This is a genomic window from Streptomyces sp. NPDC013317 (assembly GCF_055563155.1).
On record NZ_JBVHDX010000001.1, the window covers coordinates 357,921 to 383,036 of the forward strand.

At 68.7% G+C, this 25,116-nt stretch carries 18 protein-coding genes; 14 read left to right on the forward strand and 4 right to left on the reverse strand.

Annotation, left to right across the window (positions count from 1 at the left end; all coding sequences use genetic code 11):
- Positions 1–114: 114 nt before the first annotated feature.
- Positions 115–1,350: a PucR family transcriptional regulator gene (locus ACZ3IJ_RS01495; RefSeq protein WP_467465598.1), complete on the forward strand. Its 1,236-nt coding sequence runs from the start codon at positions 115–117 to the stop codon at positions 1,348–1,350.
- Positions 1,351–1,464: 114 nt separating this feature from the next.
- On the forward strand, positions 1,465–1,725 hold the full coding sequence (locus ACZ3IJ_RS01500; RefSeq protein ID WP_467465599.1) for a hypothetical protein: 261 nt from the start codon (positions 1,465–1,467) through the stop codon (positions 1,723–1,725).
- Positions 1,726–1,962: 237 nt separating this feature from the next.
- Here the strand turns inward: ACZ3IJ_RS01500 and ACZ3IJ_RS01505 are convergent, their stop codons facing one another.
- The 3 genes from ACZ3IJ_RS01505 to ACZ3IJ_RS01515 are packed head-to-tail and all read right to left on the reverse strand — an operon-like array spanning position 1,963 to position 5,710.
- On the reverse strand, positions 1,963–2,538 hold the full coding sequence (locus ACZ3IJ_RS01505; RefSeq protein ID WP_467465600.1) for a 2OG-Fe(II) oxygenase: 576 nt from the start codon (positions 2,536–2,538) through the stop codon (positions 1,963–1,965).
- Positions 2,535–3,656 carry a cupin domain-containing protein gene (locus ACZ3IJ_RS01510; protein WP_467465601.1) on the reverse strand — a complete coding sequence of 374 codons (1,122 nt, stop codon included), beginning with the start codon at positions 3,654–3,656 and terminating at the stop codon, positions 2,535–2,537. Before ACZ3IJ_RS01510 ends, ACZ3IJ_RS01505 begins: the two co-directional genes overlap by 4 nt.
- Complete coding sequence (locus tag ACZ3IJ_RS01515; protein WP_467465602.1) at positions 3,653–5,710, reverse strand: carbamoyltransferase family protein; 2,058 nt, start codon at positions 5,708–5,710, stop codon at positions 3,653–3,655. Before ACZ3IJ_RS01515 ends, ACZ3IJ_RS01510 begins: the two co-directional genes overlap by 4 nt.
- Before the next feature lie 205 nt (positions 5,711–5,915).
- Between ACZ3IJ_RS01515 and ACZ3IJ_RS01520 the strand changes: the two genes are divergently transcribed.
- From ACZ3IJ_RS01520 to ACZ3IJ_RS01535, 4 genes are all read left to right on the forward strand, one after another.
- The gene (locus ACZ3IJ_RS01520; RefSeq protein ID WP_467465603.1) at positions 5,916–7,355 is read left to right on the forward strand and encodes a radical SAM/SPASM domain-containing protein; all 1,440 of its coding nucleotides are present in this window, start codon (positions 5,916–5,918) and stop codon (positions 7,353–7,355) included.
- A gap of 31 nt (positions 7,356–7,386) precedes the next feature.
- Complete coding sequence (locus ACZ3IJ_RS01525) at positions 7,387–7,593, forward strand: hypothetical protein (protein WP_467465604.1); 207 nt, start codon at positions 7,387–7,389, stop codon at positions 7,591–7,593.
- A 609-nt stretch (positions 7,594–8,202) separates the two neighbouring features.
- Positions 8,203–8,364, forward strand: a complete 162-nt coding sequence (locus ACZ3IJ_RS01530; protein WP_467465605.1) for a hypothetical protein — start codon at positions 8,203–8,205, stop codon at positions 8,362–8,364.
- 1,657 nt (positions 8,365–10,021) lie between these two features.
- Positions 10,022–12,895, forward strand: a complete 2,874-nt coding sequence (locus ACZ3IJ_RS01535; protein WP_467465606.1) for a hypothetical protein — start codon at positions 10,022–10,024, stop codon at positions 12,893–12,895.
- A 510-nt stretch (positions 12,896–13,405) separates the two neighbouring features.
- On the opposite strand, the gene ACZ3IJ_RS01540 is transcribed toward ACZ3IJ_RS01535, so the two are convergent.
- Complete coding sequence (locus ACZ3IJ_RS01540) at positions 13,406–14,071, reverse strand: AfsR/SARP family transcriptional regulator (RefSeq protein ID WP_467465607.1); 666 nt, start codon at positions 14,069–14,071, stop codon at positions 13,406–13,408.
- A 378-nt stretch (positions 14,072–14,449) separates the two neighbouring features.
- Between ACZ3IJ_RS01540 and ACZ3IJ_RS01545 the strand changes: the two genes are divergently transcribed.
- The 8 genes from ACZ3IJ_RS01545 (at position 14,450) to ACZ3IJ_RS01580 (ending at position 25,116) form a co-directional block, all read left to right on the forward strand.
- Positions 14,450–15,103 carry a hypothetical protein gene (locus ACZ3IJ_RS01545; protein WP_467465608.1) on the forward strand — a complete coding sequence of 218 codons (654 nt, stop codon included), beginning with the start codon at positions 14,450–14,452 and terminating at the stop codon, positions 15,101–15,103.
- Position 15,104: 1 nt separating this feature from the next.
- Entirely contained in the window at positions 15,105–15,410 is a 306-nt protein-coding gene (locus ACZ3IJ_RS01550) for a hypothetical protein (protein ID WP_467465609.1), read from the forward strand.
- Between the two features lie 100 nt (positions 15,411–15,510).
- Complete coding sequence (locus tag ACZ3IJ_RS01555) at positions 15,511–16,566, forward strand: hypothetical protein (RefSeq protein ID WP_467465610.1); 1,056 nt, start codon at positions 15,511–15,513, stop codon at positions 16,564–16,566.
- Positions 16,566–17,072, forward strand: coding sequence for a phage baseplate assembly protein V (locus tag ACZ3IJ_RS01560; RefSeq protein ID WP_467465611.1), 507 nt, complete (start codon positions 16,566–16,568; stop codon positions 17,070–17,072). The genes ACZ3IJ_RS01555 and ACZ3IJ_RS01560 overlap by 1 nt, the downstream gene beginning before the upstream one ends.
- 313 nt (positions 17,073–17,385) lie before the next feature.
- Complete coding sequence (locus ACZ3IJ_RS01565) at positions 17,386–17,784, forward strand: GPW/gp25 family protein (RefSeq protein WP_467465612.1); 399 nt, start codon at positions 17,386–17,388, stop codon at positions 17,782–17,784.
- A complete protein-coding gene (locus tag ACZ3IJ_RS01570) occupies positions 17,781–20,339 on the forward strand; it encodes a baseplate J/gp47 family protein (protein WP_467465613.1) in 2,559 nt (852 codons plus the stop codon). The genes ACZ3IJ_RS01565 and ACZ3IJ_RS01570 overlap by 4 nt, the downstream gene beginning before the upstream one ends.
- Positions 20,336–22,924: a baseplate J/gp47 family protein gene (locus tag ACZ3IJ_RS01575; protein WP_467465614.1), complete on the forward strand. Its 2,589-nt coding sequence runs from the start codon at positions 20,336–20,338 to the stop codon at positions 22,922–22,924. Before ACZ3IJ_RS01570 ends, ACZ3IJ_RS01575 begins: the two co-directional genes overlap by 4 nt.
- Positions 22,921–25,116: a phage tail protein gene (locus tag ACZ3IJ_RS01580; RefSeq protein WP_467465615.1), complete on the forward strand. Its 2,196-nt coding sequence runs from the start codon at positions 22,921–22,923 to the stop codon at positions 25,114–25,116. Before ACZ3IJ_RS01575 ends, ACZ3IJ_RS01580 begins: the two co-directional genes overlap by 4 nt.

The following is a 25,116-nucleotide window of genomic DNA, read 5'->3' on the forward strand; positions in this document are numbered from 1 at the left end:
CCGCCGTTTAGTGTTAGTAAACGGCGGTCGGGGGGCGGCGACGAGCCCTTCATCGGTCTGGGACACGGCATGTCGGGAGCCTCGACTCCCCGAGAGCAGAGGGACACTGAGAACATGGAAGAGCTGTGGCCCCCGCCCTCGCGTGAGGTCGCTGATGCGATCAGGTCACTGTGCCAGCGCCTGCTGACGGAAACGGACGCCCTGATCGAGGCCTTCGCAAGGCCGTCTCTCGTCGCGCAGAACGATCCCGCTCTCCTCGCGGACGCATCGCTGGTCGAGGAGGATCGCGCGCTCAACCGCTCTGAGGTGGTCCAATGGTTGACCGCAAACGTTCAGCTACCGGGGCGGAGGGTAGAGCCCTACGTCAGTCCGAGGACCACGGCGTACATCAACGACCTCGTCTCCCGGGGCATCGCGCCCGACTTCGCCGTTGCCTGGCGCGTGGCCCTGGGGATCGGCTGGCGGCGATGGCTGGAGGAATGCGTGGCGGACTGCGCGGACCCCGAAATTCTCGTGGGGGTCCTGGACGTGACGGCGCAGTCGCTGGTGCAGTACGCCCTCGACTCCGTCGCTGCCCTGCGGCAAGCCGGCCTCGCCGCGGCGATGGGGAACACGGATGCAGAGGGGATCGCACTGATCCAGCTGATCGCCAGTGGGGCACCGATGGCGGAGGACCTCGCCGAAGGACGCCTGCGCTACCGGATGGCGCGGTGGCACGTGGGCCTCGTCCTCTGGGTCGACGATCCCCAGCAGGCTGGTGCCCTGGAAGAGGCGATCGCCGCCGTGCGCTCCTCCGCCGCCGGCCGGAGCGCCCTGGTGGCGCGCGCCAGCGCCACGTCGCGGTGGATCTGGCTCTCGGGGGAAGCCGTCCCGGACCTTCACCACCTGGAGAAGGACCTCGCGCCGACCGACGAGGTCCGCGCGGCGGTGGGAAGGCCGGGACGCGGTCTCGAAGGATTCCGCTCCAGCCACCAGGACGCCCTCGCGGCGCAGGCGCTCGTGATCCGGCTGGGGTCCGCCCGGCGATTCACCGCCTACGCCGACGTCGAGCTGATCGACGCGCTCACGCAGGACCGGCCCGGCGCACGTCGGTTCGTCATCAACACCCTCGGGCCATTGGCCGAAGCCGACACAGCGCTGCGGCAGGCACTGCTCACCTACGTGCAGTGCGGCTTCAGCACCACCCGGGCAGCCGCCGACCTCTACGCGCACCGCAACACCGTCGAACGGCGCGTCTCACGCGCCAACGAGCTCTCGACCGTCAAGGTGGAGGACAACCCCACCCATGTGGCGGCGGCGCTCCTGGTCTTGGACATCGCGCCTGACATCGTGACGATCGCTCCGAGCTGAGCTCACGAACCACGGGCCGCGGTCGGCCTTATTCAGGCCCACCCGTTGATCTGCTTCCGGGATGCGCTCGGCAAGCAGCGAGAGGATTCCGGATACGGCACGCAGGACGACGCGATGGAGCGACTTACGCAGCTGTGTGCGGAGAAGAAGACCACGGCGCCCTCAGCGGCGGCGGCGCGCCGCGAGCTGGGCCAGCAGACGGTCGAGGAGTACGCGAAGCAGTGGCGGCCCCGGCAGTGGAAGATGACGGAGTACTCCACGGGGCTACCGTCCGCGGGTTCCACGCTGCCGAGGCCATCGAGCCGGGAGCGCGGCCATCAGCGCTCCCAGCCCCTCGGAGGGGAGCCGCCACACCTCAGCCGCACGGATCGCTAGATCGCCATGCATTCGGTAAGGTCGTCAGATCGACGCAGCCGCCGAATCCAGACTCGACGCCTACCTCCATCGCGGCCCGCGAACAGCAGCGCCGCCACCTCACCGACATTATCGGCCGCCACCAGGCCCGGCCCGACGACCTTGACGCGATTCTCGCCGAAGATCAGGTGCGCGTCGTCCCCCCCCCCGGTGCCTGGGGGCGTTACGTGATGGCGTGACCTTCGAGGGCTGACGCCTCTATCGCAATGGCGGTCCGGCCAGCCATCCAACCAATGCGCACCTGGTTCCGGATGTGACGGGTGTGACCTTGTGGTGTACGAAGGCCGGGAGCACGACGATGCTGCCCTGTGCCCTCGGCATGGGCTGCGGTGTGCCGAACACCTCGAAGTCACCGCCCTCGTAGTCGCGGCCATCGCTGAGTTGGATGCTGACGGTCAACTTCCGATTGGACAAGGGCCGTTCGAGGCCATAGTCGTTGTGCCAGTGGAAGTGCCCGTGGCCTCCGACGTACTCGAGGAACTGCGGGGGCTTGACGATCTCGCAGACGTCCAGCTCGAAGTAACGACGGTTCAGTGCTTCGCCTGCCTCCCAGATGAGTTGATAGATGTCCTCGAACACCGCCGACCGCGGAAGCAGACGTGAATGCCCAACGCGGTAATCGGGCAAGGACTTCTGGCCGACGACGCCAGGGGCGACGATATCGAGAGACCTGCACCGTTCGGCGAGCTCCGCACACGCGGCGGGGGCGAGCCCGGGCACGATCGTGGCCCACTGACCAAGCTGGCCGGTGACGCGGGCGCTGGTGTCAATCATCTTGCTGCCTCGCCCGCCAACGGTCGGAGCATCATGTGGTCAAAGGGTCTCTCGGCGGGGATGTTCAGTGTGCCGGTCTCCTGCACGGCCCGTACGAAACCCGCGATGAGCGAATCGGGTTCCGCGGTTGCATGCTTCTGCAGAAACATACGCACCTGTGAGGGCTCGTCTAGCGCGGCCAGGGCCCCGAGTACCACCCGGTGGTCGGGCTCGGTGACGCGGTGCAACATCGTCACGGCGCCGACATGGCGCAACTCGGTAACCACGGCGTCGCCAAACGGCCCCGCCAATCCCGGCCACCGCGCGTCCGACCACCCGAGCGCGGCATGCACTAGTGCCGAGGCCGCCGCGTTGCGACTGAGTTCGCGCACCACCAGGAACGCCGTGTGCACGTCGCAACGGGAGAGCAGAGTCTTCACCGTCTGGCCAAGCCCCGTGTTCCCGGAACGGATCAGCATTCTGACCAACTGCACCGTGCGCGTGCGAAGGGGATCGTCCTTGCTGGGGTCCAGAGCGATGGCGGGCGGAAAGTAGGCGTACTCCGGGATAGGGGCGGAATGCCCGCAGGTGCGAGCCACCAGGGTGACGCTTGGGCAACCAAGATGCACGACAGAGTGGATCAGGGCGGTGCCTTCGTGAATCTCGTGCACGGCTCCGACGTCGAGCAACTTCGCCTCTGTGGCGACGACCTGACCGACCATGAAGTGGTCGTCGACGCGGTGTGTTTCGGCGAATTCGAACTGGGTGTGGACGCTCTGACCATCCAGGACGGCGAAGGCACCGGAGAACCCGTGCCCGTGCACGTCGGTGCTGCTCTGGACCCAATACAGTGCGTCGAGCTGAAACTCGCCGTCGTGGTAGAGCGTGACGGGCGGTTGCCCGAAGGTCTCGTCGAGCCGCGGCTGAAAGGGGAGCTCGGCGCCGTCGAGCACCCAGTGCAGGACGTCGGCGCCCGTGACGGGTTCGCGGGCGAGGCCATCCGAGAGGACGCGGGCGGCAATGGATGGAAATGATTCGGGGATGTTGTCGGCCCGTCGCCAGCGGTGCCGGAGCTCGGCGGCCGTGTAGGACACGAAGCTGTTGACCCGACCACGTGTCACCGTGTCGCTGCCCGTCACGATGCTACAACCTCCTGGTGATCAACCAATGAAATTGACGGCAACCTTGCCCGGAAATTCACGATCCGGGTTCGGCGAAGAAACCGCATCGTCCGGGTCAGCTGGGCGGCGGTGAGTTCGTCGTTCTGGTCGCGCCGAAGCCGCTCGTGGATTTCGTGACCGGTCGCCACGCCGTCGATCATCGCCAGCACGGACAGGGCCTTCGCAGAGACTGGCTGGAGTCTACTGCCCCAAGGTGTGACCACCTTGAAGGCGACGGCCGACGCCCGGCTCCTGACCGAGGCCGTCGGCCCTGGCGGGAACGAATAGTCGACGGTGTAACCGTCGGCGGCGATGACAGGCACCAGTCCCAGCATGGAATCGAAGTCCGCCGCCGGCTCAACGAGCACGCCTTCGATCACCGCGAAGTCCAGCCCCAGTTCGAGCATCGTCCACAACGCGTCGGAGGGCGTCTCGACGATGGGCTGCCCGGAACCGTTCAGAGACGTATTCAAGATCATCGGCACGCCGGTCTGCTCATGGAAGCGCCGGATCAGCGCGTGGAAGCGTGGTTGGAGCTCTTCGTGAACGGATTGCACGCGTGCGCTGTCGTCGATGTGTGCGACGGCGGGCACCCGCGATCCGCAGCCCGGTCGGAAAGTGAGCGTGCGCAGCATGAACGGGCTGTCGCACCGGGCCTTGTCGACGTCGAACCAGGTATGGACGTGTTCGGCGAGCACCGATGGTGCGAACGGGCGGAACGCCTCTCGCTGCTTGACGTCGCGATTCAGCCTCACCTTGTGCTCCGCGTGGCGAGGATCGCCCACGATGCTGCGCTGCCCCAGCGCGCGTGGGCCTAGTTCACTCCTGCCGTCGAACCACGCTCCGAGCTGTCCGTGCTTCAACCGGTCCGCAGCGACGTCGGTAATGTCGGTCACCTCCCGGCCCGGGCACACGGCGACAAGCGGGACCGATCGGATGGCTTCGCGCACCTCGCTCGGGTCGTAGCGGTGCCCGAACCCCTCCCTCACCAGCCTGGCCGGGCGGTGCTGGCGGTGACGCCAGAGTCCGTAGAACGCGGCGCCGACGGCAGGTCCGCTGTCTTCGGCGAAGGGCGCGACGAAGACGTCGGAGAAGCCGGACTCGTGCATCAGGCGTTCGTTGACCAGACAGTTCAGCGCCACGCCGCCGGAGTAGCACAGGTACGCCGAGGTGGACGCCGCGCGCAACCGGCTCACCAACGCCAAGATCGCCTCTTCGAGGGCAGATTGAACCGAGGCGGCGAGGTCTGCGTACTCGCGCTGGCGCAGAGGCCATCGATCGGAGTGTCGAAACTGCTCCGGGACCGTAGTGGCGAACGTCGCAAGGCCGTCTCTCACGGACACGAATTCGTGCGGCTGGAACGAGGGCGTACCGAACGGAGCCAGCCCTATGACCTTGCCTGCGTCCATCGGGTTGCCGAAGATCTGCTGAGCGACGGCGGAGTACATGCCGCCGATACTGCCGAAGCTGGGCATCCCCTCGCCGGCGCGGTCCAGCCACTTGCCTTCCGGGACAAGCTGTTTGGCGATGGGGCGGACGGTCGTTCCCGATGCCTCGTACGCCGAGATGATCTCCCAGCCGCAGGGTGCGCCGATGACGGCGCGGTGCTCCTCTTCGCTGAGATCTTGCTCGGGTGACCCCATTCCATCCACGACGAGGATGGCGGCATCCGAGAAGCCCGACACGGCGTAGGCGCTGATGGCGTGGCCGAGGTGGTGCGAAATCCGCAGAGTAGGAATCCTATGAAAGCTTTGGCGCAGTTGTTGATTCAGGCTCACGTCCTGCTCGGCCAGACCTGCCTCCCCCTGCACGCACAGCACGACGGTGTCCAATTGTGCTGGCTCGATCCCGGCATGGCGAAGACAGTACTCGGTGGCCAGGCTGATGCGGGCGCCGTAGGTGCGGTCGCGCTTGATGCCTGAGAGCCGTTCCTCCTGGATGGCGGCGACGATCTCGGTTCCGTGCAACAGACACGCACCACCATTGTGCGCGGCGCTGAGTCCGAGAATCCACGGCGTTTCAGTGTTCCTCAACTGTTCTCCCGCCCTATCATCGAAAATCGGAGGCGACCCGGCGCACGTGCCAAGCGTAGGCGCGACGGGCGTCGTCGTCTTCGAATTGGCCGGTAGAAGGCCGTCACGTTAACCCATCCGAATGAAGCCCGCATGCCAAACGGCGGCACCTCGAGCAGGTTCAGCACGGGTATGGAGGCTTCCGGTCCCTACGAATGGAGGCGGAATGCTGAAACAGCTGCCGCTCCTGAACGTCGCGAACACATCCGGGTGCGGCTCATGCCCGTCCAAAGCCCGCCCACCGGAAATCTCCACACTTGCGTTGCAAGAAGAAATGCGCACGCTGGTACAGCGAGCAGCCGACCAGCGGGCTGGACATGTCACTCTGAGCGCAGCGCCGACTGACTCGGGACCCACGGAGCTCACGCTCGCGCTCGACGAACCCGTGCCACTGGTCAACGAACTGCACCACGAGCCGGTGAACGGTTCTCACGTCTGGGTCGGCGTCCAGGAGGCGGCGCTGGCCGTTGCGGACGACGCACAGCACCGACTCATCGTCAGGCTCGTGGCCGGCGAGTCGCCGCTCAGCATCGCGAACGACGTGGGATGGAGCGAAGTTTCGAAGGTCGTGTCTCGCCTGGCGACCTCCGGGCTCATTCGCGGGTTGACGGGCTACCGTGACCGCACACCCGTAGGCGTCACGGTGTTCGCCCGCCTCCACCTGACGCAGGCCTGTCAGCTCGAATGCGCCCACTGCTATGCGGATTCGAGCCCGCACATCGATCGCGCAAACGAGCTCCCGACGGCGCGGTGGCGCAGGTTCATCGACGACTTCGCCGCGCTCGGGGGCCAGCAGGTGCTTTTCACCGGAGGTGAAGCACTGATGCATCGCGGCTGCCTCGAGCTCATGGCGGTCGCCAAGGAGCACCGCATGAAGGTGACCCTGTTCAGCAACGGCCTGCTGATTCCCAAGCTGGCCGAGCAAATTCATCCGCTGGCCGACTTGGTGCAGATCAGCATCGATGGACCCGACGCCGAGTCACACGACGCCATCCGCGGCCGTAACTCCTTCAAGCATGCAATCGCGGCGGTTGACAGGTTGGTCGAACTGGGCACTCCGACGCGCATCGGAATGACGATCGTGCCCGCCACGTGGCCCAACTGGGTGCAGAAATTCCCTCAGCTACGAGATCGCTTCGCGGGTGCGCCGAACGTCGCCTTCAAGTTCACCTACGGCATCATGCCGCACGGTCGCGGCACCCAGATTGACCCCGCTGGGCCGGCGTCGCGAGAGGAAGTGAGCGAACTTCTCGCAGCGGTCAACGGTGCTGCTCCCGAGATCACGCGATACATGGCAACATGCGGATACGCTGATCAGATGGTGATCGGACCCGATGGGTCGGTCTACCCGTGCCACTTGCTGGACGGGAAGGTCTGCCATATCGACGATATGCCCGTGCGGAACATTGTTGACCTGGTGGCGGGACTGGCAACACAGGTCGACGTCGACCATGTCGAGGGCTGTAAGACGTGCGAAATTCGGTATCTTTGCGGTGGGACGTGCCGCGTACGCGACAGCAAGAACACCGGATCGCGCCTGATTACCACGTGCACGCCCGAGGACAAGCGTCGTATCTACGTGAAGATGGCTGGCTATTTCGGTTAGGTCGTTCCGTAACGGCCGAGAAGGGAAAATCATGTCCGACGAATCCAAGGTGCCTGACTCTCTGGAGCAGGAGTGCGAGGACACGCTTGACGTCCCGGAGGCGAACATCCACCTGTCCAGCAAGGGGTTGCGGATCGTGCTCGACGAAGACCAGCTCGCGGACCTCGGCGAAATGTTGGATCAGAACGCGGAATGTTCGCCCGGGTGCATCAGCATGCCCGGTGGGCCACGCTGCTGACTCCTCCCAGGTGAGGCTCGGGGGTGCTCACTCAGACCGCCGAGTTCCTGACGTTCGCCATTGTCCACGCGGCAGGGCAGCGGCAGGCCGGCTGTTTCGTCCATGAATGGAGTCCGGCCTCGGCAATCTCGCGCCAAAGATGGGCGTTGGCCGGGGCGGCGTCGACCCCCTCTCAGCGCGCCGTAGCCCAGGCGGGCACGTCGGCGGCCGATGTCTCTGACGATGCCGCTTCGTGTCCGCCTAAGTCTGTTGGACAGTCACTTAACGGCCGACGTCCAGCCACGGCACAGCACCACCCGCGTTCCGCTCACGGCTCTGCCGGCGTCACAGCATCGACGTTCCGCTCACACCGTGCCCCATTCCTCGTCGATGGCAGGCACCAACCCAGCACGTGGAGCTCAAGGAGCCACACCCGTTGGCGCCTCGGCGTAACTGGCACCCGATTTCGGTCGGGCCCCGGGAACTGGCTGCTTGACACACCGCGAGAGACCGTTCGACGCCATCCCGCAGCAGCACGGGGCCACTCTGCCGAACGGTCCAGCCGGCGTCATCGGGTGAGAGCAGCGGCTCACGCAGCTGTATGCGGAGAAGAAGACCACGGCGCCGTCGGTGGCGGCGGCCCGTCGGGAGCTGGGCCGGCTGACGGTCGAGGAGTACGCCAAGCAGTGGCGGCTCCGGCAGCGCCGGATGACGGACTACTCCACCGGCGAGCACGTCGACAGCTCGATCAACGTGCACATCGTCCCGCGCCTGGGAGCGCGGAAGCTGTGAGGGAGTTGCGGACGGCGGGGGAATCGCTCGCGTGGTGCGCGGGGCAGCGAAATCGCGCCGCGCCAGTCGAACTTCACTCTCAGAATGGCCCGTACCCTGCTCCCGGGGCTGGAGCCGGTCTCCGTGCGCGAGGCATGCTGCGTGGTCGACAAGACCCCCACCCGCTACCCGTACATCGGTCAGCTCGGCGCCGATGGCCTGTCCGTGGTCGTCGGAGGGAACGGTCACGGTGCTCGCGGATCCGACGAGATCGGCCGCCTCGCCTCAACCGTGATCCGGAACAAGCCCTGGGGCTTCCCCTTCCCGCAGGAGACGTTCGCTCCCCGAGCCGCGTCCTTGGCTCGGCCGCCCCAGCTACCTGAAGCCGCCCTTCGGTCTGTGCTGAACCCGTTCAGTGCTCCGTCAGCACCCGGCCCGTACCGCGCCACGACAGGTCAGGATCGTTCGAGGGCCGGGTCAGGTCCTGGAGCACTTCCTGGGTCGGCTTCAACGGCTCTCCTTCGCGGTGTGAGGGGGCGGCTCACCACCCGCTGGTCCGTACGGAAGAGGGGGCGGCGCACGCAAGCGCGCAGGGGCGTGACCTGGGCTTCGGCCCGGGCGAGAGGCGGGCAGCGAACCGGCTTCCGGGATGGTCGACCGGCAGAGGACTAAGGGGGCCGTGTCCCATGAACCAGACTGACGTGGGTGCCCGAGAATGGTGCGTAGGTGCACGTCATCCGCGTGCCAAGCGACCTCCCGCACGTCTGATGGAACATCAAGTAAGTCAGCGTCCGGTCAGCATGAGTCGTCAGGCGTTCCCGGAAAATCTTTTGAACATTTGAACAGTCGTCTGTGACGGCACGAAAGCCCAGAAGGGAACCCGCCTCGCCCGGCCGAATCGATGTTCCTCACAAGCATCGATCGGGGCCTGCCGGTGTACAGTCGAGGCCGCCCTTGACCTGCAGGAAGCAGGCAGGGAGCCGTCTTAGAGGAGTCCATAGTGCTGCGCACCATGTTCAGGTTCAAGATCTGACCATTTGGCGTCGCCGCAGGTCAGCTGCGTGCTGCCGGGATCGGCGTCAGCAAGTAGTCAGCATCGGTCCCGATCATGTCCCGTCGGCCTTGCTGGTGTCGGAGGACAAGAGTGAGTATGTCCGCGGCCTCCGCCCGGCTCCGGGGACTCTTGCCCTGCTGGGCACTTCGCCTTCCTCGTGTACGCGTTGGAGGACTGCGACTGACCCGGCCCTGGCTGTCGGTCGCTGGTGGCTACCCGAGGTCGCCCCTGAACTCGCGGCACGGGTCGCGGACGGAACCATGCCGGGGCCCTCGCGCGTTGTCACCGGCGTCGGCACAGGGGGTACCGCCGCAAGGCTTACTCCTTGCGCAGGTGGGCGGCCGTTATGGACGCGCCCGGGAGATCGCCCGCCTCTCTCCCCGGCCGGGGGCCCGCCGCCGGCTGAACCCGCGATCGGACCGCGAGTCATCCGACGGTCAGACCATCCTCAGGAACCGCCGCCCCGGCGACGCCCAGCGGACACCGAGTGGTGACACAGCGTGTTGCCGCGTCCAAACGAGTCTCCGGTGCAAGCATCTGGCCAGCGATCCGCCCCACCGTCACTCGCCTCTTGAGGGAGTCCACCGGATGCCAAGGGTCAATTCGTTCGTACGTCTACTCGGCGTGTTCCTGCTGGTGCTGGCGGGTGTGGCCGCCGTCGAACCCACGCCGGCCCAGGCCGCCACGCAGGAGATCACCGTCAGCCTCTACCGAGTCGTCGAGCTTTCGTGCGACGAAGGTGTCGGTGAGTCATGTGGCAACGACTACTATCCGAAGTTCGAGATCGACCACCAAGGGCTGTTCGACGGCAGGGACAGTTACTGCTGCGGCCACGGCTCCGACTTCCGGACCAATTGGGTTCGCACGGCCACGGTGGACACCACCCACAACCCCGTTGCCATCCAGATGCAACTGTGGGACCAAGACGACCTGACTGAGGACGGCCCCATCAGGTGGACGAATTCCGGCAGCGCCGACCTGAACCTCATGTTCGACCTGAACACCTGCATCTTCACCGGTGGTGGACTCACCACCCAACAGGGCGCGGGCCAGCCGACCCTTGCCGGTGAGAGCGAGGGTAGCGGGGAAGACTCGGCCCGCGGCTTCTTCACCATCACCACACCGTTCTGCGTCGGCCTCGCGAAGACGACCGACAGCGATGGCGACGGCATCATGAACACCTGGGAAGTCCCGGGCAAGGGGATGGACTTCGACAACGACGGGTTCCCCGAGCTGCCCCTCGGTGACTCGCCGTACGGCGCCGTCCCCTACCGCAAGGACCTGTTTGTCGAGGCCGACTACATGGCCAAGGACAAGCCGCAGCCGGGAGCCCTCGCGGACGTGGTCAAGGCGTTCGCCGAAGCGCCGGTCGACCCGTACGGCCCCACGGACAGCCCAAAGTTCAGGGGGATCAACCTGCACGCGGTCGAGGGCGAGCCGTTGCCGGACGTGCCGACCATTCTGTTCAAGAGCGACGGCCCCGGCGCGCAGGACGACTTCAACGACCTCAAGAGCGGCCACCCTGCCGAACCGTGCACGGGGTTCTTCGGCACACCGGCCGACCGCGCCGCTTCGAACTGCGCAGCCATCCTGCAGGCGAAGCGCCAGGTCTATCGCTACATGATCTTCGCCAACAAGTTCGCCGAGAAGCCAAAGTCCTCGGGCTCGTCCGAACGGGACGAAGATGCGACTTTTAAGGGCGGCAACGACTTCATCGTGACGCTCGGCTCTTGGGACGCGGACACGATCAACAGCGCCGGCGGACGGAAGGCGGCCGAATCCTCCACGTTCATGCACGAGCTCGGGCACACTCTCAGCCTGGGGCACGGAGGTGCCGACGACGTCAACTGCAAGCCCAACTACCTCAGCGTGATGAACTACACGCTCCAGTTTCCTGATCTCGACACGTCGAGGCCCCTCGACTTCAGCAGCATGGCCAGAGGCACGGCGCTCGGGATCAACGAGTTCACTGAGCTCGATGAGAAGGAGCTCGACGAGAACGAAGGCTTGTACGGAACGCCCCACCCGGAGCGCAACACGGTCTACGGGGCCAACGGCAAGGCCGAGGTGGTACCAGCCACGGCCGGTCCCATCGACTGGAACGGGGAGAAGGGCGATGAGGAGTCGCGCGTCGCTGCCGACATCAACCGCATCACGTCCGTCGAAACGGGGTGCGACGACAAGTCCCCCGGCGAGGCTCTGCGCGGCTACGACGACTGGGCAAACATCCAGTACAACCCCCGGCTCAATGTCGACTTCTTCGCCGACGGCGCCCGTCCGAACACGCCGGAGGAGCTGACCGAGGACGACGTGCGCGCGATGACGCAGAAGGCCGACCTGGCGATCTTCAAGACCGCCGACCGCGCCGACGCCACCGGCGGTGACACCGTGAACTACACCACCACCGTCTCCGACCTCGGACCCGGTACCGCCATGAACATCCGTGTCACGGACACTCTGCCCGACGGCACCACGCAGCAGCGCTCGCTGCCCGACCTGGCCAATGGCGCCACGACGACCGTCACACCGGGCTTCACGTATCAGGTGCCGTGCGATACGGCTGACGGTACGGTGCTCACCAACCGTGTCACCGTCACGGGAACCGACACCGGCGGGGTGCCAGACCCGTACACGGACGACAATGCGGCGCAGGCCACGACCACGGTGCACGCCCCGGTGCTAACGGTGGACAAGTCCGCCACGGCCGCGGTCAATGCGGGTGAGGCCGTCACGTACACCATCACCTACGCGAACACGGGCAGCGGCGGCGCTTCCGGCGTCACGGTCACCGACACCCTGCCGGCCGGGGTTTACTACAGTCAGGCGCTCGATTCCGGCACCGGCCCCAGGCCCGGTTCGGTGACGCTGAACGGCGACGGCACCCGCACCTTGGTCTGGAACGTGGGCGACCTGCCGGCCGGCTCCGGTGATCGGCGGATCGTCTTCACGGCTCGGCCGACGCTCCTGGCCCTGCCGGGAACGATGTACACCGATGTCGTGTCCGTGAGCTACCGGAACGCCGGCGGCGCCTGCACCTTCGCGCCGGTCACCGACTCGGCCTCCACGTCCATCACCGTCGTACCGGCTACCCGCAACCCGCTGTCCCAAGGGTTCTGGAAGAACCACGAAGAACTGTGGGCCGCCGAATTCCTGGCGCGCATCCAGGCGACCGACCAGCGGTACGACACCGACCGGAACGGGGTCCTGTCAGTCAACGAGGCCGCGGCAGCGTTCAACGGCAGCAACGCGCCGAAGAGCATTCTGGGTAAGCAGCTACTGGCCGTCTACTTCAACCTCGCCACCAGGCGCATCAACGCAGGCACTGAGATCAGGTCGAGGACGACCCAGTCGCTGAGTCTCGACAACGTGCGTGAAGCTGCCATCTACGCGCAGGACACCTTGCTGCTCCCGGTGAACTCCAGCACCTCGCCGCGCTACAGCGCCATTATCGGCGTCTTGACCGACATCAACGCCAACAGGATCGAGGTCTACCGGTGAGAGGAGCCGGGCGAGCCGTTTTCAAGGCTTGCCGAACACAGCCGACCCACTCGGGTCGCTGTGGACGATCACAGTTCCGACAAAGGTTGTAGTCGGTAACTCGACGGTTTCGACTTGAGGCCCCGTACACGGCGCTACTGCGCGTGTACGGGGCCTTTCAGCGACGACGCCAGTCGTGATCGGCCGTGCCAATCCTCGTGCTCCACAAGGGCTTTGCTGTCTGACCTGGGGCGATGTCGAGCGGCTGAAGTTACCAGCGGGCGCGGTTGCGCTGCGAGGGCATGCTCCGCTCACGACCTCGTTCTCCTCCGGGCAGAACACGTCCCAGGCCGCCTCGCGCGGGCGAGCGCCGGCTGGACCCGGTCCGGTTCGTCGAGTTCTTGATATCAGGGATCAACTCCTCCGAAGGCACGCTCGAAGAGGCGCGTTCCCCATGTTCGCCCGTGATCGGTGGTCCACTGTCCTGCTGGAGGACCAGTGTCGTGGTTGGACCGGACCTCGCGGGCGTTGTCACCAGGGCCGAGTCCCGGCCGAGGGCGCAGCGGTGGCAGGTAGGGATCGCGGCTTGGCCACTGAGGGCGGGTAGGCTGCGAGTAGGGCGCTTGTCGCCGGCGTGGGCTGGACGCCGAGTTCTCGTTCGAAGGTTTCCACGCAAATCTGATAGGCCCGCCGGGCCTCGGCGATATTGCCCTCTGCGAGGTGCACCCGGAGCACCGCCCGGTGTGCACTCTCACGCAGGGCGTCGGCGCGCAGGGAAGTCAGAGCGGCATCGATCGCGAGCCCGTAGTGACCTTGCGTGCACAACTGCTCGGCAATGTCCTCCAGGGTGTGGAGCCGCAGCTGACGCAAACGCTCGCGATCGTCGATCAGCCATTCGTCATGCCAGTCCGGCAGCAGGTCCTGGGTCGGAACGCCTGCTGCCCACGTGGCCGCGTCGACCGTTCCGCCGCCCAGCACGCCCATCGAGCGCTCAATCTGTCCCCGGATGTCGATCTCGGCGTGCACGGTGAGATCGACCTGCTCGCCCAGGCTCTCGACGAGCTGTGGTACAACCTGGTTGACCCGCCAGATCGCGGTGCGCAGTCGGGCCAGAGCCCGCTGCTCGTCCGTCTCCGGCCACAGTGTGCCGGCCAGCGCGCTGCGGGCTGTACGGCCTCGTAGGGCGAGCAGCGCCACCAGCCGCTGTGCGCCCCCGGGCAGCTCCGTCTCCCGCCCTTCCACGGTCAGCCGGAACTCGCCCGTCAGGATGACGGCGACTCGCTGTCGGACCCGGCCTCCGGGGCGCCGTCGAGTGGACGCGCCCCCAGAGGTGCCCCTGTGCTGCAGGGCGTCGATCCTTCCGTGCGTACCAGTCATCCTCGTCCTTCCTGCTGGGTCGCAGCCGTCGCAGCGTCCCGTCCTGTCCGCTCGGGTCGAAGATGCCGAGGTGCCGCGCGATATTCGACGTCGACACCCTCGCTCCGAGGGTGAAGCGTGTGGTGGTCGGGTGACGCGACGTAGGGGTGTGACGGGCGGGTGACGTCGGCGTGACGCCCGCGGTGCAGCCTCTTGGTCATGAGCACCTTTCCGGGAAGTCCGCGGACTCTGCGGGGCGCCATCGTGGCCGTCACGCGGGCCAATCCGCTCGCCCGAATCGTGATCTTCCAGTACAACCCGGATTCTGTGACGCGTTCCGTGCGTCCCCGCTCCGCCCCCAAGGAGACCCCGACCGCACCCGAGGATGCGCACCGCATCTGGGGCGCACCGCTTGAGTCGGTCACCATGACGGTCGAGGTGGACGCCGCCGACCAGCTGGAGAGCGGCGATCCCGTGGCGGCGGCGACGGGGATCGGCCCCCAGTTGGCTGCGCTCGAGATGCTGCTCTACCCGAGCAGTGCCCTCGTCATCGCCAACTCCGTCCTTCTGCAGGCCGGAACCATCGGAGTGCTGCCCCCGGAAGGGCCGCTGACCCTGCTCGTGTGGGGACCCGCGCGGGTGGTGCCCATCCGGCTGGAGAGCCTGTCCATCACCGAGCAGGCATTCGACGCGGAACTCAATCCGGTCCGGGCCGCTGTCGAACTCTCCGCCCAGGTCCTCTCGTACCACGACCTTCCGGTGAGCGATCCCGGTTACGCCCTGTTCCTCGTCCACCAGGTCCTCAAGGAAGCCATGGCCACGACCGCGGCGGTCTCCGGGGCCGTCTCCACCCTCACCACGGCCGCGAGCTGACATGCCCGGACCGAGCCGCTACGCCGCCGTCGACATCGTCACCGCCTCCGTGACCGACGGGGCAGGAGGCGTCCGCCAGGTCCGCCACCTGCGTCGGCGCCCCCTTTCCGACCCGCGGCAGGCGCGTGTCCTCGCACTCCATCAGGTCGGCCCGGGGGACCGCATGGACCTCATCGCCGCGCGTCATCTGGGGGACCCCACCGCCTTCTGGCTCATCGCCGATGCCAACGGTGCGCTCGACCCCGACGAACTGGTCGGGCCGCACGCAGAGGGCTCCCTCCTCGTCATCCCCGTTCCGGAGGTGTGAACCGTTGGCCTCGCTCGGACTCCGGCTGACCGTGCTCGCCGGGCCCAGCCTCCCCGTACCACTCCCCGGACCCCTCACCGCCCGCGTTCGGTCCGTGGAGGTGACCGAGAACGACAGCGAGCGGTCGGTGTTCACCCTGACCCTCGACGCCGGACGGTCCGCGACTGCGGGAGCCGTCGACGTGCCTGGGCTGACCGGCCCGCCCCTGGCCGCGTTCTCGCGGGTCGTGATCGTGGTCCACCTCGGGGTGGTGCCGTTCGTCCTCTCTGACGGGATCGTCACCGAGGTGAAACTCGCTCCCGGAGACGGTCCCGGAGCGGCGACCCTGTCCGTCACGGGGGAGGACGTCTCGTACCTGCTCGACCGCGAGGAGCGCGACGTCGAGCATCCGGCGATGGACGCGTACGCGCAGGTGCTCCGCGTTCTCGCCCCCTACGCCGCCCGCGGCGTCCTGCCCCGGGCTGTTCCCCCGCCTGTGCTCGATCCGCCGCTGCCCATCGACCGGATCCCCACACAGCACGGCACCGATCTGGCCCATCTCAACGCGCTGGCCCGCGACCACGGGCACGTCGCGTACGCCATGCCCGGGCCGGCGCCGGGCACCAGCACCTTCTACTGGGGGCCCGCTGTGCGCACTGGTCCACCGCAGCCCGCGCTCTCGGTCGACCTGGGTCCGCAGACCAACGTCACTGAGATCCACTTCCGTACCGAAGCCCTTGGCCCGGTCGCCATCCAGGGCAAGGTGATGGATCGTCAGACCGGACTCGCGGTACCGGTGGTGGTGCCCGTCGGTGTACGCCGGCCCCTGGCCGCCGTCCCGTTCGCCGCCGCCAACCTCGGACAGACCAGGGTCCGCCGTCTGCGCGGGGCGACCAGCAGTACCGTCGCCGCCTATGCAGAGGCTAGCGCGGAGGTCGACCGGTCCCTCGACGCTGTGATCGCGGAAGGGCGGCTCGACGGCGTCCGGTACGGCGCCGTCCTCCGTCCCCGTGCCCTGGTCGGCGTACGCGGCGCCGGCTGGTCCCACGACGGGTTGTGGTACGTGCGCGAGGTCCGGCACGAACTGACGATCGGCGGCTACCAGGCGTCCTTCGTCCTGGCCAGGGACGGCCACGGCGCGCTGGCGCCGGTGCTGCCGGTGGGCGGGGTCATCTGATGGAGAACGAGACCCGTTACTACGGGAAGTACCGGGGGACCGTGGTCCAGAACCTCGATCCGCAGGGACGCGGCCGGGTCCAGGTCTCCGTCCCGGCCGCCCTCGGAGACGGCAGGCTGTCCTGGGCCGAGGCTTGCGTTCCGTACGCCGGACCCGGTGTGGGGTTCTATGCCGTTCCCCCGATGGGCGCCTCGGTCTGGGTGGAGTTCGAGCAGGGCAACCCTCAGTACCCGATCCTCGCCGGGGCGACCTGGGCGACGATGCAACGCGCGCCCACGCCCGCCCTCCCCGCCGTGAAGGTCTGGAAGACGGACTCCGTCACGATCACCCTCAGCGATCTGCCGGGCGTGGGCGGACTGACAGTCGAGGTCGGTGCCCCGGCCGCGGCCGTACCCATGAAGATCGCCTGCACCTCCGCGGGCATCGAGTTCTCGATCGGCACCTCCAGCGTGAAACTGACCCCAGCCTCGGTCTCCGTCAACAACGGCGCACTGGAGGTGATCTGATGCCCGGTGTCGCGGTGCAGGTCGGAGCCGCTGTGCGTTGTGTCCACGGTGGCGCGGCACAGCCCACCGAGACGAGCCCCCGGGTACGGCTGGCCGGCGCTCCGGCCGTCACCACGGGCGCGCCCTGGGCGTTGCTCGGCTGCCCCTTCCCGCCCGTCTCCGGCGGACCCTGCGCCACCGCGTCATGGTCCGTCGGGAGCGTCCGCGTGACGTCCATGGGCCGTCCCCTGGTCATCCAGGGCGGCTTCGCAACCTGCGTGCCGACCGGCGTGCCATTGATCGTTGCCGCCGCCCAGCACCGAGTGAGGCTCACATGACCGGAGGCCAGGCGGCACACCTTGCTTTCCCCCTGCGACTGGACCGCCGCGGGCGGCTCCGGCGTTCCGATGAGGACGCCTACCTGCGCGGGCTCGTGGAGGCGGTGCTCTTCACCCGGCCGGGGGAGCGAATCAACCGGCCCGACTTCGGCAGCGGCGTCCACGCCCTCGTCTTCGCACCGGCCGGGGACGAACTCGCCGGCGTCACCCGCTCCCTCGTGCAAGGCAGCCTCCAGCAGTGGCTGGGAGACCTGATCAGGGTCGAGGACGTCCGCGTCCGGGCAGAGGAGTCCGCTGTGGAGGTCACCGTGGTCTACGCGCCGCTGCGGGCGGGCGCCGTCGTCGGCGCGCCCCGGACGATGACGGTCGGCGGAGTGCTTGGGAGCGCGCAGTGAGCCCGTCGCCCGAAGCCCTGGCGGACGTCCTTGCCGGCACCGTCGACCGCGAGGCGAGGCGCGCCCTGGTGCGTCAGCAGACCGACTCCAGGCCCAACGGCATCGACACAGTCGAGGTGCTGACCAACGCGCCGGGCACGCCCGGCCACGTGCCCGAAGTGCCCAGCAGGCAGACCCTGCTGGTACGCCTGCTCGAATCGGTCGAAGCCGGGGTCCTGCACGCCGGGACGGTACGTGTCCTTGGCGGCGTCCGTCCGGATCCCCGGATCAACCCGGTACGGGTCGAGTGGGCCCACACCGCCGAGGCCGTCCTGAGCGGTGCGCCACTGCCCGGGGTCGACGGGGCCGTCCGGCGACTTGTCACCCACGCCACCGCCGAGGACGTGCTGGACCGTGTGCTTGTCGTCCGTACCTCCTCCAGCGGCGACTGGTCCACCTACGTCCTCGCGCTGACCGAAGCGGACGGGCGGACCACGCTGCCCGATTTCGACCCCCTGCTGTCCCGCGCGGCGTTCACCTTCACCGTCGACTGCCCGTCCGAACTCGACTGTGCTCCCGCAGCCACTGCCGGCCCGCCCGCACTCGGCGCTTCCCCGGTCCTGGACTACCTCGCTCGAGATTACGACGCCCTGCGCGGCCGACTGATGGACCGGCTCGGCGCCCTGATCCCCGGATGGACCGACCACAGTCCGGCCGATCCCGTCGTTACCCTCGTCGAACTGTTCGCTGCGCTCGGGGACCGGCTGGCCGTCTGGCAGGACGGGGTCGCCGCCGAGGCGTACCTGGGCACGGCACGTCGGCGCACCTCCGTGCGGCGCCATGCGCGGCTGCTGGGGTACCGGGTGCGGGAGAGCGTCAGCGCCCGTGTTTGGCTGGCGTTCGAGACCGACGGCGTGGCCGCGTCGGTCGTGAAGCTACGCGAGCGCACGCCCGTCACCCAGTCCGCCGACGGAACGGCCGCGGTCCAGACTGTCCGAGAGGCGCTGGAGTCCGGAGCGCTCGTCTTCGAGACCTGCGCCGAAGCCAGGCTGACCAAGGCGCGCAACCGGATCGCCCTGTACTCCTGGGGAGCACAGTGGCACTGCCTGGCGCCAGGCGCCACGTCCGCTTTCCTCGTCCACCCGGACTCCGAGCCTCCAGAGTTGGAGGCCGGGGACGTCTTGATTCTGGGACCGGCAGGGCAGGGCAGGCGGACCGCGGCCGCGGCACGGCCGCACGCCATCGTGCTGGATCGTGATCCCATCCTCCACCACGACCCCCTCAACCCCGGCCACAAGGTGCTGGAGATCCACTGGGCCGGCGAGGACGCCCTGCGCGCCCCGCTCCAGGTGACGGAGGACGAGCGGGACCCCCGCGGACTGCCGGTCCCCGTCGCCGAGGCCCGCGCCAACATCGTCCTCGCCGACCACGGCGGCACTCTCGTCGGCGAGTCGCTCGGCCCGTTCCGGCCGGGCAGTCGAAACCGTCCGCGACTGCCGAGAACCGGACTGGCGTGGGCCCAACCCGCACCGACGGCGCACCGCAGCGCCACTTTCGCACTGCGGCCCGACGCCCACCGCGCCCTGGCGCAGGTCCAGGTCCACGACGGGCTGCGCATGTGGCGACCGGCAGCGGAGCGCCTGCCCGGGGATCGGCTCGCCGCGACGTTCGCCGTCGAGACCGACGACGACGGCACGGTCCGGCTCCGGTTCGGCGACGGCGCGTCCGACCGCAGGCCGGCGCCCGGCAGCGACCTCGTTGTCACGTACCGGATCGGCGGAGGCGCCGTCGGCAACACCGGGCCAGACACTCTGGGAACCCTTCTTCCTCTCCCTGGCTCCGCCACCGTGCCGGCCGGAGTCACCGTCACCAATCCGCTGCCGGCTGCCGGCGGCGCCGACCCGGAGAGCCTGGCCGAGGTCCGCGCGCTCGCCCCCCACGCCTTCCGCTCCCCGCTCCGGGCCGTCACCTCCGCCGACTACGCCGACGTGGCCATGCGCCACCCAGGTGTGCAGCGCGCCGTGGGCCGTCGGCGCTGGACGGGCTCCTGGTACGCGCAGGAGGTGATCCTGGATCCTCTGGCGGCGTTCGCGGACGACCGTTCCATGCCGGTCGAGATCGCGGAGCTGCTGGAGACCCACCGGATGGCCGGGGCCGAAGTGGAGGTGACGCAACCGACCTACGTACCGCTGGAGATCGTCATGGACGTGTGCATCCTCCCCGGCCACCGGCGCGCCGACGTCGCCGCCTCGCTCACCCGGGCGTTCTCGGCGGGCCGGCTGCCCGACGGCAGCCGCGGCTTCTTCCATCCCGACAACTTCACTTTCGGCACACCCCTGTTCCTGTCCGACGTCGTCGCCACGGCGATGGCGGCGCCAGGCGTCGCCCGGGTCGACGTGGGCGACGACGCGGACGACCCGAAGGGCCTGCGCTTCCGCCGGATGGGCGTCGCGCCCTACGACGAGGTACGGCGAGGCCGCATCGACGCCGCCGTCGGCGAGGTGCTGCTGGCAGACAGCGACCCGAGCAATCCGGAGAACGGGCGGATCGTCTGCCGGATCCGAGGCGCCCGATGAACCGACTCTGCGGATGCCGCGAGGGCTGCGGCTGCGACGCCTCCGAGCAGGTGGCGCCCAAGGTGCACAACCTGCCCCGGCGGACCGCACTCGCGTGGCGCATTGCACCCCATGGCGACTCCCTCGGACGCATGCGGGCCGCACTTGCCGCGGGTGGCGCCCCGCTCCCGGCTGACGACGCCGCGAGCGCCCTTCTCGACAGCTGGGCGTACGTCGCCGATGTGGTCTCCTTCTACACGGAGCGGATCGCCAACGAGGGCTTCCTGCGCACCGCCACCGAACTGGAGTCAGTCCGGGAACTCGCCCGCGCCCTCGGTCACGAACTGCGTCCCGGAGTCTCTGCCACAGCCGATCTCGCCTTCACGGTCGAGGACCTGCCGGGAGCCCCTGCCTCAGCGGACGTTCCCGCCGGCACCCCCGTCCAGTCGGTGCCCGCCGCCGGCCAACTTCCGCAGACCTTCGAGACCGACGCGGACCTCCGGGCTCTCGCCTGTTGGAACTCCGTACCGCTCGCTCCTACTGTCGCCCAGCGAATGCGCCCGGGGACCACCGCCATCTGGGTCCGCAGCGGGGCGACCGGAGTCCGCCCCGGCGCCGGTCTGCTCGTTGTCGGCCGGGAACGGCTGCAGGACCCCGAGAACAAGCGCTGGAGCTACCGCGTCATCGAGTCCGTGACCGAGGCCCCCGACGGGCACGAGGGATGGACGCGGCTGACAGTGAACCCCGGGCTGGGCAAGAGGGAGGATCCCCTCACCGTGGCCCAGGAAGAGGTCGAGGTTTTCGTGTTCGACGAACGGGCCTCCCTCTTCGGCTGGAACGCGTCCGACCCCGGCCTGCTGTGCGTCCCCGGCCGCCCGTCTCCTCCCGGCTCGGTGGGCTGCAAGGACTTCGATCCGGACCATCCAGATCAGGAAATCTCCGTGACCTGGAAGCATGCTGACGCACTCGCTCCCGATCAGCCGGCTGAGCAGGGGCGAATCGAGCTGGACGGCGACCACGCCGGCCTTCTCGCAGGCAGCGGGGACAAGGTGGCCACCACGTCCTGGTTGTTGCTGGAGAGCCACAGCAGCCGCGACCTGTATCGCGTGATGGGTGTGGAGCCGGGCGGTGAGGCTCGCTACGCACTCAGCGGACGTCTCACTCGGGTAAGGCTGGACAGGAAGACCCGGCTGGACAAGTACGACCGGCGCCGGACGTTGGTACTCTGCGCGTCCCGCCCCCTGCCGGCTCGTATCGCACCACCGACCGACGCCGTCCAGACCACCGAACTGCTGCTGGCCCGGACGGAGCCGCTGCTTCCGGTCGGCCGGACCGTCCTGGTCACGGGGCATCCGCACGGCGCGGCCCCCACCGGAGCGGGCGTCGGTGCCGCCGACCTGGAACCGCCGTCCGAGTGCTTCCGTGCGGTCGTCGTCGACTGCACCCCGGCGACGGACGTGCCCCCCGAGGCCGAGCCTGCCATGAGAGTCACGCTCGACGGCGCAACGCCCAAGCTGGACCCCCGGTCCCTGCGCGTGCTCGCCAACGTCGTCGGCGCGACCCACGGTGAGACCGTCCGGGAGGTCCTCGGCAGCGGCGACGGCCGCCTGCCCTTCCCACAGTTCCGGACCCGGCGCGGCCCCCTGACCCACGTACGCGCTCAGAGTGCCACCGGCGCACACCCTGCCCTGGAACTCAGGGTCGACGGGGTGGTCTGGTCACAGACCCCCGCCCTCGACACAGCCGCCGGTACGGACCGGGTCTACACCCTGCGCACGCAGGAGGATGGCGGGGGCTCCCTGCTGCTGGGCGACGGGATCCACGGTGCTCGCCCGGCCTCCGGGGTGGAGAACATCACCGCCACCTACCGCGTCGGCATCGGCGCGGAAGGCGCGGTCGACGCGGGGCGTCTCAGTCTGCTCACCCGCCGCCCGCTCGGGATCAGGTCCGTGACCAACCCCGAGGCCACCCGCGACTGGGCGCCGCCCGAAGGGCCGGCCGACGCCCGCCGCAACGCCCCGCAGCGGGCCAGGGCCCTCGACCGGGCCGTATCAGTCGCCGACCACGAGGACTTCGCCGTCGGATATGCGGGCGTGGGCAAGGCCCGAGCCGATGCCGTGTGGAGCGGGGCGTCGACCACCGTCGTGATCAGCGTCATCCCCGCGGTGGGCGACAGCGCTTCGAGCGGGCTGCTCGTGGATCTGCGGCGCTCCCTGGAAGCGGCCCGTGACCCTGCCACTGGGCTGGAGGTCTTGGCGGGGGAGAAGGTCTTGTTCGGTCTCGCCGTGGAGCTGAGGCACGATCCCGCGTACGACCAGGCCGCGGTCCACGCGGCCGTGCTCGCCGCCCTGAAGGAGACGTACGCGCCCGCCGCCCGCGGGTTCACCGAACCGGTCACGCCGGCCGGCACGTTGTTGACCATCCGCCGCACCCCGGGCGTGCTCGCCTGCACCATGCCCCGGCTAACGCTCGCTTCGGTCACAGGAACGAACGTGCCGGTGCTCACCGCCGCCCCCGCGCGGTGGCTCCCCGGGGCTCCACGGCCGAGTGCCGCGCAGCTCCTGACCGTGGCCCCGGACCGGATCGAGATCGGAGAGATGCAGTGAGCACCACCGAACCGGCCGTCCGGGCACAGTCGCTGGAGCTTCTACGGAGCCGACTCCCCTCCCATCTCCTCGCCCGTGACGCCGAGTCGGGCGGTTTTCTCGACCGGATGCTCGACGCCGTGGCGGGTGAGCTCACCCTCTTGGAAGCCGATCTTGAGGACCTCTACGACGCCTGGTTTGTCGAGACGTGTGCCGACTGGACCCTGCCCTACCTGGCCGACCTCATCGGACTCGACGACCTGCCCACCGGCCTCGGGCTGCCCGCCGGGCCGCGCGCCCTCGTAGCGAACACGGTGACCTACCGCAGACGCAAGGGGACGGTAGGCGTACTGGAGCAGGTCGCCCAGGACATCACCGGGTGGCCCGCGCGGGCCGTCGAGTTCAATCGCCTCCTGGTCACGACCACGCACACCAACCACGTCCATACGGACCGGCCGGCCACGGCGTCCGTACGCGACGCCACTCGCGCCGAACTCTGCGGTCTCGACCTCGCGGGCGTCCGCTCGCTGATGCCCGGCCTCGATCCCCTCACCCACACGGCGGACGTGCGCCGCATTACGTCGGGACGAGGGCGGTACGGCATTCCTGCCGTGGGCGTCTTCCTCTACCCGCTCCAAGTGCACGAGATCGGCCGGCTGGGCGCAGCACCGGGCGCCACAGGGACGGCCGACGGCTGGTCCAGGGCACGGCACAGAGAGGCGGGCGGCGGCTGGACCTTCGACCCGCTCGGCCGGCTGTCGCCACTCTTCGAACCTCCACCGGGCGACGAACGCCTGGAGAGCTCCGCGGCGCGGAACGGAGAGGCGGAACTGCCCCTTCCTCTGCGTCCCCGACGACTGCACCGGCTGCTGGAGACAGCACGGGCGAGGTACCCCAACCCGGTGCTTCTGCCGCTCGGCGTCCGCCTCGGCGCGGACACAGCTCTCCCGCCACATGCGATCCGCGTCCGCGGGCTCGAACCCCTCGCGCCGGACCAAGAGCGGCAGGTGGTCGTGGACCCGGTCGACGGTACGCTCACCTGCTACCGGGGCTGCGAGGCGGACGATCCCGCGGACGTCTTCGTCCGCTACGCCTACGGGGCGCTCTGCGACGTCGGTGCCGGCGGTCACGACCGGAGCGCGGCGCACGAGCGGGCCCTCGCCCTGACCGGCTGTCCGCCCGCGGGCGGTGGTGTGAATCGGATCGTGGACGGGTCCTCCGTGGGAGCCGGAGCGGCGGGACCGGCGATGCCCGCGGCGACGGTCGGGGCAGCACTCATCCGCGCCAGGACCGTCCTGGAGGACCTGTCGCAGGACGAACGTCCAGGTGCCGGATACGTGGTGTCGATCACCGACAACGCCACCTATCAGGAGTCGGCCATGGGCGTCAGGCTGCCCGACCGTACGCGGCTCTTCCTCGTGGCCGCGCAGTGGCCGGGCGAGCACACCCCGGGCGCGATGAGTCTCCAGGTCGCCGAGACTGTCGGATACGTACCCGACGGCCTGCGTCCGCATGTGCGCGGCACGCTGACTGCCGCGGGCGGCGAGGGAGCCGGCGTCCTCATTGACGGACTGACGATCGAGGGGGACCTCATCGTCGCCACCGGCCGGCTCGACGCCCTGACGCTCAGCCACTGCACCCTCACGGGTCGGCTTCGCGTCGAGGAGGGACCGGACGGCAACAACGGTGAGCTGAGGATCAACATGCTCCGCAGCGTGCTGGGGGGCGTCGAACTCGACGCCCCGGTAACCCTGTTGTGCGCGAGCGACTGCGTGATCGACGGGAATGTGACCGCGGTGGAAGCCCACGGGGCGTTCGAAGGGTGCACGGTCCGCGGGGACGTGACGGTCCGATCGCTGGACGCCGCCAGCTGTATTCTCGACGGCAGAGTGACGGTCAGCGACCGGCAGACCGGCTGCGTGCGGTTCAGCTATACCGGCCCCGGGTCCCGCACCCCGCGGCGACACCAGTGCGTACCTACGGACGCACATGGTGCCGCCCCCGAGCCGCAGTACGCATCCGTGACCCCAGGCTCGCCCATGTATCTCGCACTGTCCCGCGACTGTCCCGAACCGATCCGCAACGGCGCGGAGAACGGCGCCGAGATGGGGGTCCATCAGCACCTCGGGCGCCCCCTCCGGCTGGCCGCCGTGGAACGGGGACTCACGCCTTATCTGCCCGTCCAACTGGACCTCGGAATCTGTGGGAGCTGA